16 protein-coding genes are annotated in these 14804 nt (G+C 64.5%); 9 read left to right on the top strand and 7 right to left on the bottom strand.

Annotation, left to right across the window (positions count from 1 at the left end):
* The first annotated feature begins 22 nt into the window (after positions 1-22).
* The 3 genes from argH (at position 23) to lysA (ending at position 3106) form a co-directional block, all read left to right on the top strand.
* On the top strand, positions 23-1423 hold the full coding sequence (argH, locus tag FJ978_RS18395; protein ID WP_140573195.1) for an argininosuccinate lyase: 1401 nt from the start codon (positions 23-25) through the stop codon (positions 1421-1423).
* 140 nt (positions 1424-1563) lie between these two features.
* A complete protein-coding gene (locus FJ978_RS18400; protein WP_013892818.1) occupies positions 1564-1770 on the top strand; it encodes a hypothetical protein in 207 nt (68 codons plus the stop codon).
* 67 nt (positions 1771-1837) lie between these two features.
* Positions 1838-3106 (top strand): diaminopimelate decarboxylase, encoded by a 1269-nt coding sequence (gene lysA, locus FJ978_RS18405; RefSeq protein ID WP_140573196.1) that lies wholly within the window; start codon positions 1838-1840, stop codon positions 3104-3106.
* 20 nt (positions 3107-3126) lie between these two features.
* Here lysA and FJ978_RS18410 read toward each other — a convergent pair whose 3' ends face one another.
* A complete protein-coding gene (locus tag FJ978_RS18410; protein ID WP_023763885.1) occupies positions 3127-3429 on the bottom strand; it encodes a metalloregulator ArsR/SmtB family transcription factor in 303 nt (100 codons plus the stop codon).
* Positions 3430-3479: 50 nt separating this feature from the next.
* Here FJ978_RS18410 and FJ978_RS18415 point away from each other — a divergent pair, with 50 nt between their 5' ends.
* Both FJ978_RS18415 and FJ978_RS18420 read left to right on the top strand, forming a co-directional pair.
* On the top strand, positions 3480-4421 hold the full coding sequence (locus FJ978_RS18415) for a threonine/serine dehydratase (RefSeq protein WP_140573197.1): 942 nt from the start codon (positions 3480-3482) through the stop codon (positions 4419-4421).
* 116 nt (positions 4422-4537) lie between these two features.
* Positions 4538-7141, top strand: a complete 2604-nt coding sequence (locus FJ978_RS18420) for a TIGR02302 family protein (RefSeq protein ID WP_140573198.1) — start codon at positions 4538-4540, stop codon at positions 7139-7141.
* 24 nt (positions 7142-7165) lie between these two features.
* On the opposite strand, the gene FJ978_RS18425 is transcribed toward FJ978_RS18420, so the two are convergent.
* Entirely contained in the window at positions 7166-8044 is an 879-nt protein-coding gene (locus FJ978_RS18425; protein ID WP_140573199.1) for a LysR family transcriptional regulator, read from the bottom strand.
* Between the two features lie 222 nt (positions 8045-8266).
* Here FJ978_RS18425 and FJ978_RS18430 point away from each other — a divergent pair, with 222 nt between their 5' ends.
* On the top strand, positions 8267-9214 hold the full coding sequence (locus FJ978_RS18430; RefSeq protein WP_140573200.1) for a DMT family transporter: 948 nt from the start codon (positions 8267-8269) through the stop codon (positions 9212-9214).
* Here FJ978_RS18430 and FJ978_RS18435 read toward each other — a convergent pair whose 3' ends face one another.
* The 3 genes from FJ978_RS18435 to FJ978_RS18445 all read right to left on the bottom strand — a co-directional run bounded on the left by FJ978_RS18435 (position 9215) and on the right by FJ978_RS18445 (position 10910).
* Positions 9215-9586 carry a response regulator gene (locus tag FJ978_RS18435; protein WP_023763880.1) on the bottom strand — a complete coding sequence of 124 codons (372 nt, stop codon included), beginning with the start codon at positions 9584-9586 and terminating at the stop codon, positions 9215-9217.
* 119 nt (positions 9587-9705) lie between these two features.
* Positions 9706-10248 carry a hypoxanthine phosphoribosyltransferase gene (hpt, locus tag FJ978_RS18440; protein WP_013892810.1) on the bottom strand — a complete coding sequence of 181 codons (543 nt, stop codon included), beginning with the start codon at positions 10246-10248 and terminating at the stop codon, positions 9706-9708.
* Positions 10249-10271: 23 nt separating this feature from the next.
* Complete coding sequence (locus FJ978_RS18445; RefSeq protein ID WP_140573201.1) at positions 10272-10910, bottom strand: hypothetical protein; 639 nt, start codon at positions 10908-10910, stop codon at positions 10272-10274.
* A 192-nt stretch (positions 10911-11102) separates the two neighbouring features.
* Here FJ978_RS18445 and ftsE point away from each other — a divergent pair, with 192 nt between their 5' ends.
* The 3 genes from ftsE to FJ978_RS18460 all read left to right on the top strand — a co-directional run bounded on the left by ftsE (position 11103) and on the right by FJ978_RS18460 (position 13594).
* A complete protein-coding gene (gene ftsE / locus FJ978_RS18450) occupies positions 11103-11762 on the top strand; it encodes a cell division ATP-binding protein FtsE (protein WP_010911739.1) in 660 nt (219 codons plus the stop codon).
* On the top strand, positions 11755-12747 hold the full coding sequence (locus FJ978_RS18455) for an ABC transporter permease (RefSeq protein ID WP_140573202.1): 993 nt from the start codon (positions 11755-11757) through the stop codon (positions 12745-12747). The genes ftsE and FJ978_RS18455 overlap by 8 nt, the downstream gene beginning before the upstream one ends.
* Before the next feature lie 121 nt (positions 12748-12868).
* Positions 12869-13594 carry a YdcF family protein gene (locus tag FJ978_RS18460; RefSeq protein WP_140573203.1) on the top strand — a complete coding sequence of 242 codons (726 nt, stop codon included), beginning with the start codon at positions 12869-12871 and terminating at the stop codon, positions 13592-13594.
* 7 nt (positions 13595-13601) lie between these two features.
* Here FJ978_RS18460 and FJ978_RS18465 read toward each other — a convergent pair whose 3' ends face one another.
* Entirely contained in the window at positions 13602-14234 is a 633-nt protein-coding gene (locus FJ978_RS18465) for a pyridoxamine 5'-phosphate oxidase family protein (protein ID WP_140573204.1), read from the bottom strand.
* A gap of 45 nt (positions 14235-14279) precedes the next feature.
* Positions 14280-14750 carry a DUF1348 family protein gene (locus tag FJ978_RS18470; RefSeq protein ID WP_140573205.1) on the bottom strand — a complete coding sequence of 157 codons (471 nt, stop codon included), beginning with the start codon at positions 14748-14750 and terminating at the stop codon, positions 14280-14282.
* Between the last annotated feature and the right edge of the window lie 54 nt (positions 14751-14804).

The raw sequence follows: 14804 nt of genomic DNA on the forward strand, positions 1-14804 counted from the left end.
CCGAAGCACGGGTTTTATAGCGATGAGCGACAAGAAGACCAGCAACCAGATGTGGGGCGGACGATTTGCCTCGGGTCCGGCCGCGATCATGGAAGCGATCAACGCGTCGATCTCGTTCGACCGCAAACTCTATGCGCAGGACATCAGAGGCTCGATCGCCCATAGCGAGATGCTGGCGCAAACGGGCATTATTTCGGCGGCCGATCAAGAAAAAATCGCTCACGGCCTGAACACGATCCTGAAAGAGATCGAGGCCGGCAGCTTCGAGTTTTCGACCCGGTTGGAAGACATCCACATGAACATCGAGGCTCGCCTCGCCGACCTCATCGGTCCGGCGGCTGGCCGGCTGCACACCGCCCGCTCGCGCAACGACCAGGTGGCAGTCGACCTGCGGCTCTGGGTCAAGGACGAGTGCTTTCGCGTCGCCGAAGCATTGAAGGGCCTGATTGGGGCGCTGCTGGAACGAGCCGAGGAACACGCGGCGACAGTGATGCCGGGCTTTACCCATATGCAGGCGGCGCAGCCGGTGACCTTCGGCCACCACTGCATGGCCTATGTCGAGATGTTCGGGCGCGATCTGTCGCGCGTGCGCGACGCCATCGAACGGATGGACGAGAGCCCGCTGGGTGCTGCCGCCCTGGCCGGCACCAGCTTCCCGATCGACCGCCACCAGACCGCCAGGGCGCTCGGCTTTCGCGAGCCGATGCGCAATTCGCTGGACAGCGTTTCGGACCGCGATTTCGCCCTGGAGTTCCTGGCGATGGCGGCGATCTGCGCCACGCATCTGTCGCGGCTCGCCGAGGAGATCATCATCTGGTCGACGCCGCAGTTCGGCTTCGTCAGGCTGTCGGACTCGTTTTCCACCGGCTCCTCGATCATGCCGCAGAAGAAGAACCCCGACGCCGCCGAACTGGTGCGCGGCAAGACGGGCCGCGTCAACGGCCATCTGGTCGGCCTGCTGACGGTAATGAAAGGCATGCCTTTGACCTATGGCAAGGACATGCAGGAAGACAAGGAATCGGTCTTCGATGCCGCTGAGACGCTCGACCTGATGCTGGCCGCGATGACCGGCATGGTCTCCGACATGACAGTCAACGCCGTGGCGATGAAGAAAGCCGCCGGTTCCGGGCACGCCACCGCCACCGACCTTGCCGACTGGCTGGTGCGCACGCTCGGCCTGCCGTTCCGCGAGGCGCATCACGTCACCGGCCGCGCGGTGGCACTGGCAGAGGAGAAGAAGGTCGGGCTGGAGAAGCTTTCGCTGGAGGATCTGCAGTCGATCAACCCCGGCATCACCTCGGATATTTTCTCCGTGCTGGCGGTGCAGAACTCGGTCAAGAGCCGCACCAGTTTGGGCGGCACGGCGCCGTCGGAGGTGAGGAAGCAGATCCGCGCCTGGAAAAAGCGCATCGCAAAGGCGTAATACCCGGATATTGCGACCAGCAATATGCCGACATTGCGGCCAGCAATATCCGGATATTGCGAACAACAATATCCGGGGTGCAATGCGCCGAGAACTCGGCTAAAAGCGGCGGCTGGCAAACGTTTCGGACGGATGGATCGATGACCGGAAGCAGGATTTTGGTAACGCTGACGCTTCTGGTGGCGGTCGCCGCGGTGACGGCCTGCGGCCGCAGGGCTGGTCTCGATACGCCCTACGAGGCGGCCGTGCAGGCTCGCAAGGATGCCGAGAAGGCCAAGCAGCCTGTGCCGCCGGAGCCGGAAAAACCGGTCAAGGACAAGAAGTTCTTCCTCGACCCGCTGATCTAGAGCCGATGAGAGCGGGTTTGGTTCCAAACCTGATCTCACTGTGCCCCAACTTTCCGGAAACACTCTCGTGAACCATTTCGACTACCGCGACGGCGTGCTGCATGCCGAGGACGTGGCGATACTAGATATCGCCGCACAGGTCGGCACGCCGTTCTATTGCTATTCGACGGCCACGCTGACCAGGCACTACCGCGTGTTCGCCCAGGCCTTTGCCGGGCTCGACGCGCTGGTCTGCTATGCCATGAAGGCGAATTCCAACCAGGCGGTGCTGCGGACGCTGGCCAGGCTCGGCGCCGGCGCCGACGTGGTGTCGGAAGGCGAGTTGCGACGGGCACTGGCCGCCGGCATCCCGGCCGGCAAGATCCTGTTCTCCGGCGTCGGCAAGACGGCGCGCGAAATTGATTTTGCGCTCACCGCCGGCATCCTTTGCTTCAACGTCGAATCCGAGCCGGAACTCGAACTCCTGTCCTCCCGCGCCGTGGCTCTCGGCAAGGTGGCGCCGATCTCGTTGCGCATCAATCCCGATGTCGACGCCAGGACCCACAAGAAGATCTCCACCGGCAAGGCGGAGAACAAGTTCGGCATTCCGTGGCAACGGGCGCGTCAGGTCTATGCCCGCGCTGCCGAATTGCCGGGCATCAAGGTTACCGGCATCGACACCCACATCGGCAGCCAGATCACCGAATTGCAGCCCTTCGACGACGCTTTCGCGCTGCTTGTCGATCTGGTCGGGGCACTTCGCGCCGACGGCCACGCCATCGAGCATATCGATGTCGGTGGCGGCCTCGGCATTCCCTACCGTGTCGACAACAACCCGCCTCCGCTGCCCGATGCCTATGCCCAGATCGTCAGGAAGCATGTCACCAAGCTTGGGCTGAAGGTGATGTTCGAACCGGGCCGGCTGATCGTCGGGAATGCCGGCATCCTCGTCTCGGAGGTGATCTTCGTGAAGGAAGGCGACGCCAAGAATTTTCTGGTCGTCGATGCCGCCATGAACGACCTGATCCGGCCGACGCTCTACGATGCCTTCCACGACATCAGGCCGGTCGTCCAGCCGCCGGCCGACACGCCACGCATGATGGTCGATGTGGTCGGGCCGGTCTGCGAGACCGGCGATTATATCGGCCTCGACCGCGACCTGCCCAGGCTGAAGGCCGGCGATCTGGTGGCGGTTTCCACGGCCGGCGCCTATGGCGCGGTGCAGGCCGGCACCTACAACACGCGTCTTCTGGTGCCTGAGGTGCTGGTCGACGGCGACCGTTTCCACGTCGTGCGTCCGCGCCTGACCTATGACGACCTGATCGGGCTGGATTCGGTGCCCGATTGGCTGGCATAGAAGCCGCACAACCGGTTGAGCTATAGCCGGTTCTGGATGAGCGCCCTTGTGTCGGCGATCCTGTCCTCGTCACGCCGATAAAACGTCCATTGCTTGATGCGCTTGGTGCGCAGCAGGCCGGCATGGGTAAGCACGCGCATATGCTCGGAGAGCGTCGCTTGCGTAATGCCGAGCTTCTCCGCGATCAGCAACGCGCAAACGCCGTCCTCGACAAGGTCGCCGTCTGCCTGGGCCGGGAAATGCGCGCGCGGATCCTTCAACCAGTCGAGGATTTGCAGCCTGCGCTCGTTGGCAATCGCCTTGAAGATATCAACCTCTTGCATTTAGCTATTTTGCCAAGTTACTAATTACAGTCAATCCCGAGGAGATCGCCATGCCGCAAGGTAATACCGTCACACGCGAACGCATTGCCGCGATGGAGCCGCGCATTCGCCCTTATATCAGGCGCACGCCGGTGCTGTGCGTCGACATGGCCGACTTCGACCGGCCGCCGCTGGCGGTCGACCTCAAGCTCGAATGCCTGCAGCATTCCGGCTCGTTCAAGGCGCGCGGCGCCTTCACCAATCTCTTGGAGCGGCGGGTTACCGAGGCCGGCGTCGTCGCCGCGTCGGGCGGCAATCATGGCGCCGCCGTCGCCTACGCAGCCATGCGGCTTGGGCACAAGGCGACCATCTTCGTTCCCGAAGTCAGCCCACAGGCCAAGCTGGAGCGTATCCGCAGCTATGGCGCCGAACTGGTCGTCGGCGGCGCCCGTTATGCCGAAGCGCTGGCCGCCAGCGAACGTTTCGCCGAGGAAACCGGCGCTCTGCAGATCCACGCCTTCAATCAGGAGGAGACGCTGGTCGGCCAGGGCACGCTCGGGCTGGAGATCGAGAGCGACCTGCCCGAGATCGACACGCTGCTGGTCGCGGTCGGCGGCGGCGGCCTGATTGGCGGCATCGCCGCCTGGTATGCAGGCCGCATCCGCATCGTCGCCGTCGAACCGGAAGGCGCGCCGACGCTTCACCGCGCCTTCGAGGCGGGTCACCCCGTCGACGCGCCGGCGGAAGGCATCGCCGCCGATTCGCTGGCGCCAAAGCGCGTCGGCGAAATGATGTTCCCGATCGCCGAAGCCTTCGTCGAACGCTCCATCCTGGTCAGCGACGACGACATCATCGCCGCGCAGAAAGCGCTGTGGAACCGCGTTCGCATCATCTCCGAGCCGGGAGGTGCCGCCGCTTTCGCCGCGATGCTGTCAGGCCGCTACGTGCCGGCGTCGGGAGAACGCGTCGCCGTGCTGGTCTGTGGTGCCAACGCGAACCCCGCCAATTTTTGATTGCAACCATTTCGGCCGGCTTCACGTTTTTTCAAACTGCCTCGCCTTTGCCGTGTTTGCTGGTATTCTTGGAGTCGTGAGGCTTGGGCTATTTTGCCCGTCCCATGGAAGGGCCGATGACGCGACGACCCACCTTCAGCAACGACCGCGGCCTGGCCGGGCGCCTCGCCTTGAGCCGGCTGGCGACACGGGTCTCGATGATGGTCGAGCGTGGCTGGCCGCTGCTGCTCCCGCTCGTCATCGTCGCCACCCTGTTCCTCAGCGCCTCCTGGTTCGGCATTTTCTCCCGGCTGCCGGATATGATGCGCATCGGCCTTGTCGCCGCATTCGGAGTCGCCGGGCTCGCCGCCCTCTATCCGCTGCGCTTCTTCCGCGTGCCAGGTGCTGCCGAGGTCGATCGCCGTATCGAGGCAGCCAACAGCCTGCTGCACAGCCCCGTACTGACGCAGGCCGACCGGCCAAGCGGGCGGGAAAGCAGCTTCTCCGAGGCGCTCTGGCGCGAGCATCAGAAGCGCATGGCCGCAAAGCTCGACAGCCTCGGCGCCGATTTGCCGCGCACGCGCGTGCCGGAGCGCGATCCCTGGGGGCTGCGCGCCGTGGCGGCACTTCTGCTCGTCACCGCCTTTGCCTTCTCCTTCGGGCCGACGGGCGGCCGGCTAAGCGATGGGTTCATGGCCCATGGCACATACGACATCGTGCCGCCGCGCATCGACGCATGGGTGACGCCGCCGGCCTATACCGGCAAGCCGCCGATTTTCCTGACCGCCGACGCCAACCAGGCGATGCCGACGTTTCATGTCCCCGAAGGTAGCGAGGTCTCCTTGCGCGTCACCGGAGGCTCGGGCGAGGAAACGCTCGACTATGCCGACAAGGACGGCAACGCCCGCGCCATCGACCCGGCCAGCCAGCAGGCTGCCTCGGCCAAGCCGGCAGCGGATCCAGCGCCATCCTCCTCGCCTTCGAAGATACGCCAGTTCATCGGCAAGCTGACCGGCGACGGCACGCTGACACTGAAGTCGGGTGAGGATCAGCTCGGCCGCTGGGCCTTCGCCGTCGTGCCCGACAAGCCGCCGCAGATCCGCTTCGTCGGCGAGCCCAAACGCGCCGCCAACGGCGCCTTCGAGCTCAACTACCAGATCGACGACGACTACGGTGCCGCCAACGCCAAGGCGGTGTTCACGCTGGCCGACCCGCAGGCGCCGGGTGCACGCCCGCTCTACGGCCCACCCGAGATGCCGCTGACGCTGCCGCGCCGCGGCGGCAAGTCGAATGCGGCCAAGACCTCGAAGGACCTGACAGAGCACGTCTGGGCCGGCAGCGGCATCAAGCTGACGCTCGTCGCCACCGACGACGCCGGGCACACCGCGTCGAGCGAGACCAAGACGCTGGTGATGCCCGAACGGCCATTCGCCAACCCGCTGGCCCGGGCGGTGATCGAACAGCGCCGCCTGCTGGCGCTCGACGCCAATGCCAAGCCGCGCGTGCTCGACCTGATGGACGCCATCACGCTGCGGCCGGAAGACACGTTCGACAACATGTCCCACTACCTCGCCATCATGAGCGCGCGCAGCCGGCTGAAGCTGGCCGAAAGCGACGATCAGCTGCGCAGCGAGGTCGCCTATCTCTGGGAAATCGCGCTCGGCATCGAGGAGGGCAACCTCTCTGCCGCCGAAAAGCGGCTGCGCCAGGCGCAGCAGGCGTTGCAGGATGCCATCAAGAACGGCGCCAGCGACCAGGAAATCGAAAAGGCGATGAAGGAACTGCGCGAGGCGATGAACCAGTTCCTGCAGGAATTCGCCGAACGCGCCAAGCAGAACCCGAACGCGCCGCAGATGCAGCAGAATGGCCAGGAACTGCGCCAGAGCGACATCGACCGCATGATGGACCAGATCGAGAACCTGGCGAAGTCGGGCGATCGCGACAAGGCGCAGCAATTGCTGTCGCAGCTGCAGGACATGATGAACAACCTCCAGGCCGGCCGTCAGCAGCAGGGCGGCCAGCAGGACAGCGAGATGCGCCAGCAGATGGACAAGCTCGGCGAAATCCTGCGGCGTCAGCAGGAGATGATGAACGACACCTTCCGCATGGATCAGATGCAGCGCGGCGAGCGCCAGCGCGGACAGAACCGCGACGAGCAGCTTGGCCAGGGCGGCGGCGAGGACCAGGACAAGCCGGGCGTCGGCCAGGATCGCGATCCGCTCGCCAGGCAGAAGCCGATGACGCCACAGGAATTCGCCGATGCGCTGAAGCAGTTGCAGGAAGGCCAGGGCCAGCTGAAAAGCGATCTCGACAAGCTGAAGAAGGGCCTCGAAGGCATGGGCATGGAGCCCAATGAAGGATTTGGCGAGGCCGGCAAGTCCATGGGTAGCGCCGAGCAGGCGCTCGGCGAAGGCCAGGGCGACGAAGCCGTCGGCCACCAGGGCCGGGCGCTGGAGGCGCTGCGCAAGGGCGCCAAGGACATGATGAAACAGATGCAGGCCATGCAGGGCGACCAGGGCGGCAGCGAGCAAGGCGGACGCCAGCAGAATGCCGACCGCGACCCGCTCGGCCGGCCACGCGCCAGCAAGGGGCCGGATTTCGGCGATTCGGTGAAAGTGCCCGACGAGATCGATGTCCAGCGCGCGCGCCAGATCCTCGAAGCGATCCGCAAGCGGCTCGGCAATGCACTCAGTCCCGATGTCGAGCGCAGCTATCTCGAACGGCTGCTGGAGCTGAAATAGGACGGCCGGAGCAACCGGCTGCTTTTATGCAACGGCAGGCTGGGCTTGCCTGTTGACGAACGCTTCGCGGATCGCCTCTTGCATGCCGTCGATCGCCTCGCCCGACGCGTTCGGGTTGCGATGCATCACCACATTGGAGGAATCGATGTCGCCGAACCCGTCGGCCGACGTCAGCTCACGGCAGCCGTCCGGAATGTTGCTGCGCGAAATCGGCGCGATCGCCAGCCCCGAGGTGACGGCAAGCTTCAGGCCGCCATTGGTGTCACTGGTATAGGCGACGCGATAGGCAAGGCCACGCTGCTCCAGCGATTTGATGGCGAAATCCTTGCACCAGCCGGCCCGGTTGTAGAGCGCGATCGGCACCGGACGCTCCTCATGCATGTGATGCAGGGTCGATGTCACCCACACGGTCGGATCGTGCATCAGCACTTCGCCGCCGGAAGCATCCTGCCATTCGAACACCACGCATAGATCGAGTTCGCCGGCGGCGAGCGACGCCATCTGCGCCCAGGAATGGGCATAGCGCACGGTGACCTCGACCTGTGCGTGGCGCTTCGAAAACGCGCCGAGCGCCCGCGACAGGATAGCGTGGCCATACTCCTCCGGAATGCCGATGCGCACCGGCCCGCCGAGCGGCGCGGCCGCCATCGACGCTGCCGTTTCGTCGAGCAGCGAGACGATGCGGCGGGCATTCACGATGAGTTCGCCGCCGCGCCGCGTCAGTGCGACGCCGCGTGAACCGCGCTCGAACAGGCTGTCGCCGACCAGTCTTTCGAGCTTCTTCATCTGCATCGACACGGCCGACTGGGTGCGGCCGGCCAGTTCCGCCGCCTTGGTGAAATTGCCGGCATCGGCAATGGCCACGAAGGTGCGCAGGAGATCGCTGTCGAGGGTCGGCCGCATGGAATCCGCCATAAGAAAATTTGATTGCTGGTATCATTCCAATTCGTTTGCAACATGTCAAACGTCGGACGATAGTCGCCTCACCCATTGGATATGCGGCTGCCGAATCGGCCGCGGACCAATCGAGAGTCCTCACTCGTGCCCGCTGCCCGAAACGGTGGCGGGTTCTTTTTGATCTGCAGGCGGGGGCCTCCGGTCATACGCGCGGGAGCCTGAACGCGGATGCAAAATAGGATGGTGCGCGGCATCCTGAGCCTGTGCCTCGGTGTGCTGGTCTTCTCGCTGCAGGATCCGCTGGTCAAGGCCGTGTCGAGCGGCTACCCGGTGACCGAGGTGATGGCGATCCGTTCGATCGTCGCCTTGCCGATCCTGATCCTTCTTGTCCACGCCGATGTCGGCCTGCCGGCAATCCTGTCGCGACGGTTCGGCCTGCTGACGATACGCGCCTTCATCCAGTTCACCTCCTACACGATGTACTATCTGGCCATCGCCGCCCTGCCGCTGGCCGATGCCGTGGCGCTCTACTTCATGGCGCCGCTGTTCATCATGGCGCTGGCCGGGCCGTATCTTGGCGAGCGCGTCTCCTGGCGCACGCTGGCGACCGTGCTGATCGGGCTGCTTGGCGTCGTCGTGATGGTGCGTCCGGGCGCCGGCCTGTTCGACTGGGCGGCACTGCTGTCGCTGGGCTCGGCGGCGCTGTACGGCTTCTCGCAGTTGATGGCCCGCAAGATCGGCGATACCGAATCGTCCACCGTCATGGCTTTCTATCAGAACGGCGCCTACCTCATCGGTGCTGCCATGGTCGCCGGCAGTTTTCATCTTGCCGGCATCACCCACGCCGTCCATCCGAGCCTGGAGTTCCTGGTGCGGCCGTGGATATGGCCGACGCTGCCGGATTTCCTCAAGATGGCAGCCTGCGGTTTCGTCGCTTCGGCCGGCATGATCCTGTTGTCGCAGGGCTACCGGCTGGCGCCGGCCAACCGCGTCGCCACCTTCGAATACACCGGCATCCTGTGGTCGCCGCTGTGGGGTTTTCTGTTCTTCGCCGAAGTGCCGCGGTCGACGACCGTCATCGGTGCGGCCCTGATCATTGGCGCGGGCCTGCTGGCGCTCAACAGCGGATTGCGCAAGGGCCCGGCAACGGTGTTGGCTGCCACCGATCCAGCCTGATCAGGCGAAGCAGATCAGCGCCCGTTCGACCCGCGAGCGGATTTCAGCCAGCGTGAAGGGCTTTTGCACGACATCGAGGATGATGCCGTTCAACTCCTCGGCGCGCTCGCGCTGGTCGGCATAACCGGTCATCAGCAGGATCTTCATCGCCGGGAAAAGCGCGGCCGCCGCGATCGCCATCTCGATGCCGTCCATCTCCGGCATGCGGATGTCGGAGACCACGAGGTCGTAGCCGCCATTCGCGGCGCGGATCAGCGAAAGCCCTTGCGCGCCATCGGCGGCGATATCGATTGTGTGGCCGGCGCGTTCGAGCGCGCGGGCGGCGAGGGTGCGGACGGATTCATCGTCCTCGACGATCAGAAGCTTTGCCATGGCCGGCATATTTGGCGGCCAAACGTTGACTTTTCCTGAAAGCCCCGGCTGGCCGGCGGGCTAATTTTCTTGGACGCCGTTAAGGCCTTTTTCAGAATCGCCAGGACGAGGCAAAGGCTTTACGCGTCGCCTTTCACAACACCCACGAACGGCAATTCGCGGAAAGCATGTGCAACGTCCATGCCATAGCCGACGACGAAATAATCCGGGCAGTCGAAGCCGACATAGTCGGCGTTGAGCGCGGTCTGGCGGCGCATGCGCTTGTCGAGCAGCACGGCGATGGAACAGCTTTTCGCGCCACGCGACAGCATCAGGTCACGGGTGAAGCTCAGCGTCTTGCCCGATTCGAGGATGTCGTCGATCAACAGCACGTCGCGGCCGGTGACCTCATTGTCGATGTCGCGCAGCACCCTTACCTCGCCGCTGCTGGTGCCGGCGCCATAGCTGGAGATAAAGATGAACTCGACCTCGGGCGACAGGCCGACGTCGTGCATGGCGCGGATCAGATCGGCGGCGAAGATGAACGAGCCCTTCAGCACCGAGATCACCAGGAGATCGTGATAGTCGTGCTCGGCGATCTCCTTGGCCAGCTCAAGATTGCGCCGCGCAATCGCCGACGCCGAAAATAGGACCTCGATGTCCTTGTCGCGTACGATGGGCATTGCTCGTCTTCCTCGGTGATCGCCTACTGCGCAAAAGTGACCAAAACGGTCCTTACGCCGTTCTTAGGCACGTCGAGCCGGCTGGCAAAGCCAAATCTTTCTCCCGACGCCAGCGAATGGCCGGATGTCCCCAACGTATAGCGGGTTGTGCGCCCGTCATTGCCGGTCACCCGGATCTCGAGCGGCGGCAGCTGTGCCGGCTTCGCGCCGTCATTGGCGGCCTCCCCATCGACGAACAGTACGGGATTGGGTCCGGAGGCGTCGACGCGAGAGGTGACGCCCGAAATCGTCAGCGCCGATGTTTGCCCACCGGAGAGAAACGGCGCATGGCGCACCAACGCGTGCCCGCCGGAGACCCAGAAGGCGGCAAGGGCAGCGGCGATGCCGGCGATCCAGAAGATCGGCCCGCCGCGCGAGGCCGGCGGCCGCTCCGCCGGCGCCTCGGGCTTGCGCAGCATGTCCATGCCCTCGATGGGCGGCGTGACGATCGCACGCGGCGGCGGTGAAACGTTTTCGACCGGGGGCTGCGACATCACCACATAGTCGGCATCGACGATGTCGGCCGCAGGACCGCGCATGAACCGGTCCGCCGCGGCAATTGCCGGAGCATCGGTCATGATTTCGCCGGAAACCGGGCGCGCGGTTCGTTCGTCAGCCATCATGGCCCCAGCATTGCAGCACGTGTTCGCTTTTCGTTTCTTTTACGTAAACAAAAATGGTTAACGCTTCCCCACCGGAGCCCTTGTGACGAGCCGAAAGAACCCAGGAATTAACCGCCGGTTAACCATGCCGGCCGATGGTCTTTTCGCAGAACAGGCAGGTTCTGCGCTGCCCGGAAATTCAGGTCGTCGAAATTGATTCGCTTCGAAAATGTCGGCCTCCGCTATGGCATGGGTCCGGAAATCCTCCGCGACATTTCCCTGCATATACCGGAGCGCTCGTTCCAGTTCCTGAGCGGGCCGTCGGGCGCCGGGAAGACGACCTTGCTGCGCCTTCTGTTCATGTCGCTGAAGCCGACGCGCGGGTTGATCACCATCTTCGGCAAGGACCGCTCGCGCATCTCGCGCACCGAACTGCCGCATTTGCGGCGCCGTATCGGCGTGGTTTTCCAGGATTTTCGCCTGCTCGACCACATGACCACCTACGAGAACGTCGCGCTGCCGCTGCGCGTGCGCGGGCGCGAGGAAGCAAGCTACCGTACTGATGTCACCGAGCTGTTGAAATGGGTGGGGCTGGGCGAGCGCATGCATGTGCTGCCGCCGGTCCTGTCGGGCGGCGAGAAGCAGCGCGCCGCGATTGCGCGCGCTCTGATCGAACAGCCGGAGATCCTGCTCGCCGACGAGCCGACCGGCAATGTCGATCCGCCGCTGGCGCGGCGGCTGCTGCGGCTGTTCATCGAACTCAATCGTCTCGGCACCGCCGTGGTGATCGCGACCCACGATCTCGGCCTGATGGAACAGGTCGACGCACGCCGCATGATCCTGGCCGGTGGAAGGCTGGACATCTATGACTGATTTGTCCGTCGAACATCTCCACGAGCACGAGCAGGAAGCCGACACGGCCGAGGCAAGACCACGCGCCCAGCGCAAGATGGCGCCGATCGTGCCGGCGCAGAACATCGCCGGCCGCGCCCTGGTGCTGGTCATCGCCATCATGACCTTCCTGTCCTGCCTGACCTTCGGCGCGGTGACGCTGGTGCGTGATACGGCCTCGGTCTGGGAGAACCAGATCTCGCGTGAGGCGACGATCCAGGTCAAGCCGGCCGACGGCCTCGACATGGAGGCAGCGCTCACCCAGGCCTCGCAGATCGCCGGCGAGTTCCCCGGCGTGAAGTCGACGCGGATCATCGACCGCGAGGCGACCGCCAGGCTGCTGGAACCGTGGCTTGGTTCGGGCCTCAACATCGACGACCTTCCGGTACCGCGCCTGATCATCGTCACCATCGACGAGAACAGTCCGCCCGATTTCGCCGCCATGCGCGCCGCGATCACGCCGAAGCTGCCGAGCGCCTCGCTCGACGATCACCGCACCTGGGTCGACCGGCTGGTGGCCATGGCCCGCACCACGGTGACGATCGGCATCGCCGTCTTGGCGCTGATGCTGTCGGCGACGGTGCTGACGGTCGTGTTCGCGACCCGCGGCGCCATGGCCGGCAACGGTCACATCATCGAGGTGCTGCATTTCGTCGGCGCCGAGGCGGCCTTCATCGCGCGCGAGTTCCGTCGGCATTTCCTGGTCACCGGCATGAAGGGCGCGGCCGCCGGCGGGGCGGCCGCGGTGCTCGTCTTCATCGTCTTTTCCTGGTGGTCGTCGCGCAACATGGCGACGCCGCAGGCCGACCAGGCCACTGCCCTGTTCGGCAATTTCGCCATTGGCTCGGCCGGCTATTTCGGCGTCGTGCTGATGGTGCTGGTGATCGGCGCACTGACAGCGGCAACCTCCCATGCCACCGTTGTCGCCTATCTCAGCGACATCGACGTCCGCCAACCCGACGCATGAAAAGGGAGCGTGTCTTTGGTTCGAGGGCGCGGGTGGAAACGAGGCGGATCACGGATGGAGAAACCGCGTAACGCAAAGTGCGTCTTTTACCTACCAAAGGCCGCATTTCGGGATTAACGATATGGCCATGGACGTGCGGGATTCGACCGGGACGGCTGGGCAGATGCCAGTGGTGGTTGCTCGTTCGCGCGACCACGGCAAGGTTAGCCGTTTAAAGACGGCAATTCGGATCTCCGCGCTCTCCCTCCTCGTCCTCGCAACCTTGTTTGCCGGCGGCTTCGGCTGGTTCGCCAACAAGGTCAGCCATCTGACCACGCCTGCCAATCCGACCAAGGCCGATGCCATCATCGTTCTGACCGGTGGCCAGTCGCGCCTCGACGCGGCGATGGAATTGCTGGCATCCGGCAAGGGCGAGCGGCTTCTGATCAGCGGTGTGCACCCTTCCGCCAGCCGCCGCCAGCTCCAGGCCGCGACCGGCGGCGACAAGAAGCTGTTTTCCTGCTGCGTCGACATCGACCGCGCCGCGCTCGATACGATCGGCAACGCCGAGCAAAGCGCCAAATGGGTGACGAACCATGCCTATGGCACGGTGATCCTGGTCACCAACAACTATCACATGCCGCGCAGCCTGCTGGAAATGGGCCGGCTGCTGCATGGCGCAAGGCTCGAGCCCTATCCGGTGGTCAATTCCAATCTCGACAATGGCGGCTGGCTGACCAAGCCGCGGGCGTTGCGGGTGCTGTTTACCGAATACACCAAATATCTGCTGGCGCTGGCGCGCGGCATCGTGCCGGTGAAGCCGACCCCAGACGGCATAGCGCTGGCCGAAACCGCGGCTGGCGGCTGAACCGGTATCAGCCCTCGGCGGCAGCCCCTGAAATTTCCTTGAGACGCGCGATCTCCTGTTCGAGCTGTTGAATGCGCCGGTCCCGCTCTCCAAGTGCTGCCGCGACATCGGCCGCCTCGAAGCGCTGCGGAATGTGCTGCGGGCAATTGGCGTCCCAGGCCGAAACGGTGAACAGGATGACTTGCTCGGGCCGCGCCTTGTAATCGTGCGGCATCAGCCTCGCCATCAGCTCGGCATCGTTTTCCACGACGCGCGCCGTGCCCCAGATCTTGATGCGCTGGCGCAACATATAGTCGATCAGGAACAGGAAGGCCCTCGGATTGTCGGCAAGATTGCCCTGGGTGATGAATTGCCTGTTGCCGGAGAAATCCGCGAAGCCGATCGTCTTTTCGTCCAGCACCTTGAGAAAGCCGGCAGGCCCACCCCGGTGCTGGATATAGGGCTGGCCCTCGCCATTGGCCGTCGACAGGAAGACGCTGGTCTGCATCGATAGGAAAGCGGCAAGGTCGGGCGTGATGACGCCCTGCCAGCCGCCACGCTCCTCGACCCGCGCATAGGACTGGCGCGAGCCCTTGCGGGCCTGGATCGCCTTGACGGTCGGCGTGAAGGCGACATCGCTGGTGAAAGCATGTGCGTTCATCGAAACCTCCTTGATGTCTCCGGTCCAAACACTTGAGAGATGGTGCTAAAGCCCGAGCTCCGACAATGTCGGGTGGTCGTCCGGACGGCGGCCGAGCGGCCAATGGTATTTGCGGTCGGCCTCGCCGATCGGCAGGTCGTTGATGCTGGCGATGCGCAGGCGCATCAGCCCATGTTCGTCGAACTCCCAATTCTCGTTGCCGTAGCTGCGGAACCACGAACCTGAGTCATCGTGCCATTCATAGGCGAAGCGCACGGCGATGCGGTTGCCGTGGAAGGCCCAAACCTCCTTGATCAGCCGGTAGTCGAGTTCGCGGCTCCATTTGCGGGTCAGGAAAGCCTGGATGGCATCGCGGCCCTGCAGGAATTCGGCGCGGTTGCGCCAGCGGCTGTCGGTCGTATAGGCGAGCGCGACCCGTGCCGGATCGCGGGAGTTCCACGCATCCTCGGCCAAGCGCGCCTTCTGCGCTGCGGTCTCGGCGTTGAAGGGCGGAAGCGGCGGGCGGCTTTCAGACATGGGATTCCTCTGCGTCATGAAGAATGGGGACCCGGCTGACACCGCCGGCCCTGC

It is taken from the genome of Mesorhizobium sp. B1-1-7 (genome assembly GCF_006442705.1).
GTDB lineage: Bacteria > Pseudomonadota > Alphaproteobacteria > Rhizobiales > Rhizobiaceae > Mesorhizobium > Mesorhizobium opportunistum.

Coding starts and splice junctions, on each gene's coding strand:
- argH (WP_140573195.1), top strand. CDS start 23: ATGAGCGACAAGAAGACCAGCAACCAGATGTGGGGCGGACGATTTGCC.
- FJ978_RS18400 (WP_013892818.1), top strand. CDS start 1,564: ATGACCGGAAGCAGGATTTTGGTAACGCTGACGCTTCTGGTGGCGGTC.
- FJ978_RS18410 (WP_023763885.1), bottom strand. CDS start 3,429: ATGCAAGAGGTTGATATCTTCAAGGCGATTGCCAACGAGCGCAGGCTG.
- FJ978_RS18415 (WP_140573197.1), top strand. CDS start 3,480: ATGCCGCAAGGTAATACCGTCACACGCGAACGCATTGCCGCGATGGAG.
- FJ978_RS18420 (WP_140573198.1), top strand. CDS start 4,538: ATGACGCGACGACCCACCTTCAGCAACGACCGCGGCCTGGCCGGGCGC.
- FJ978_RS18425 (WP_140573199.1), bottom strand. CDS start 8,044: ATGCGGCCGACCCTCGACAGCGATCTCCTGCGCACCTTCGTGGCCATT.
- FJ978_RS18430 (WP_140573200.1), top strand. CDS start 8,267: ATGCAAAATAGGATGGTGCGCGGCATCCTGAGCCTGTGCCTCGGTGTG.
- FJ978_RS18435 (WP_023763880.1), bottom strand. CDS start 9,586: ATGGCAAAGCTTCTGATCGTCGAGGACGATGAATCCGTCCGCACCCTC.
- hpt (WP_013892810.1), bottom strand. CDS start 10,248: ATGCCCATCGTACGCGACAAGGACATCGAGGTCCTATTTTCGGCGTCG.
- FJ978_RS18445 (WP_140573201.1), bottom strand. CDS start 10,910: ATGATGGCTGACGAACGAACCGCGCGCCCGGTTTCCGGCGAAATCATG.
- FJ978_RS18455 (WP_140573202.1), top strand. CDS start 11,755: ATGACTGATTTGTCCGTCGAACATCTCCACGAGCACGAGCAGGAAGCC.
- FJ978_RS18460 (WP_140573203.1), top strand. CDS start 12,869: ATGGCCATGGACGTGCGGGATTCGACCGGGACGGCTGGGCAGATGCCA.
- FJ978_RS18465 (WP_140573204.1), bottom strand. CDS start 14,234: ATGAACGCACATGCTTTCACCAGCGATGTCGCCTTCACGCCGACCGTC.
- FJ978_RS18470 (WP_140573205.1), bottom strand. CDS start 14,750: ATGTCTGAAAGCCGCCCGCCGCTTCCGCCCTTCAACGCCGAGACCGCA.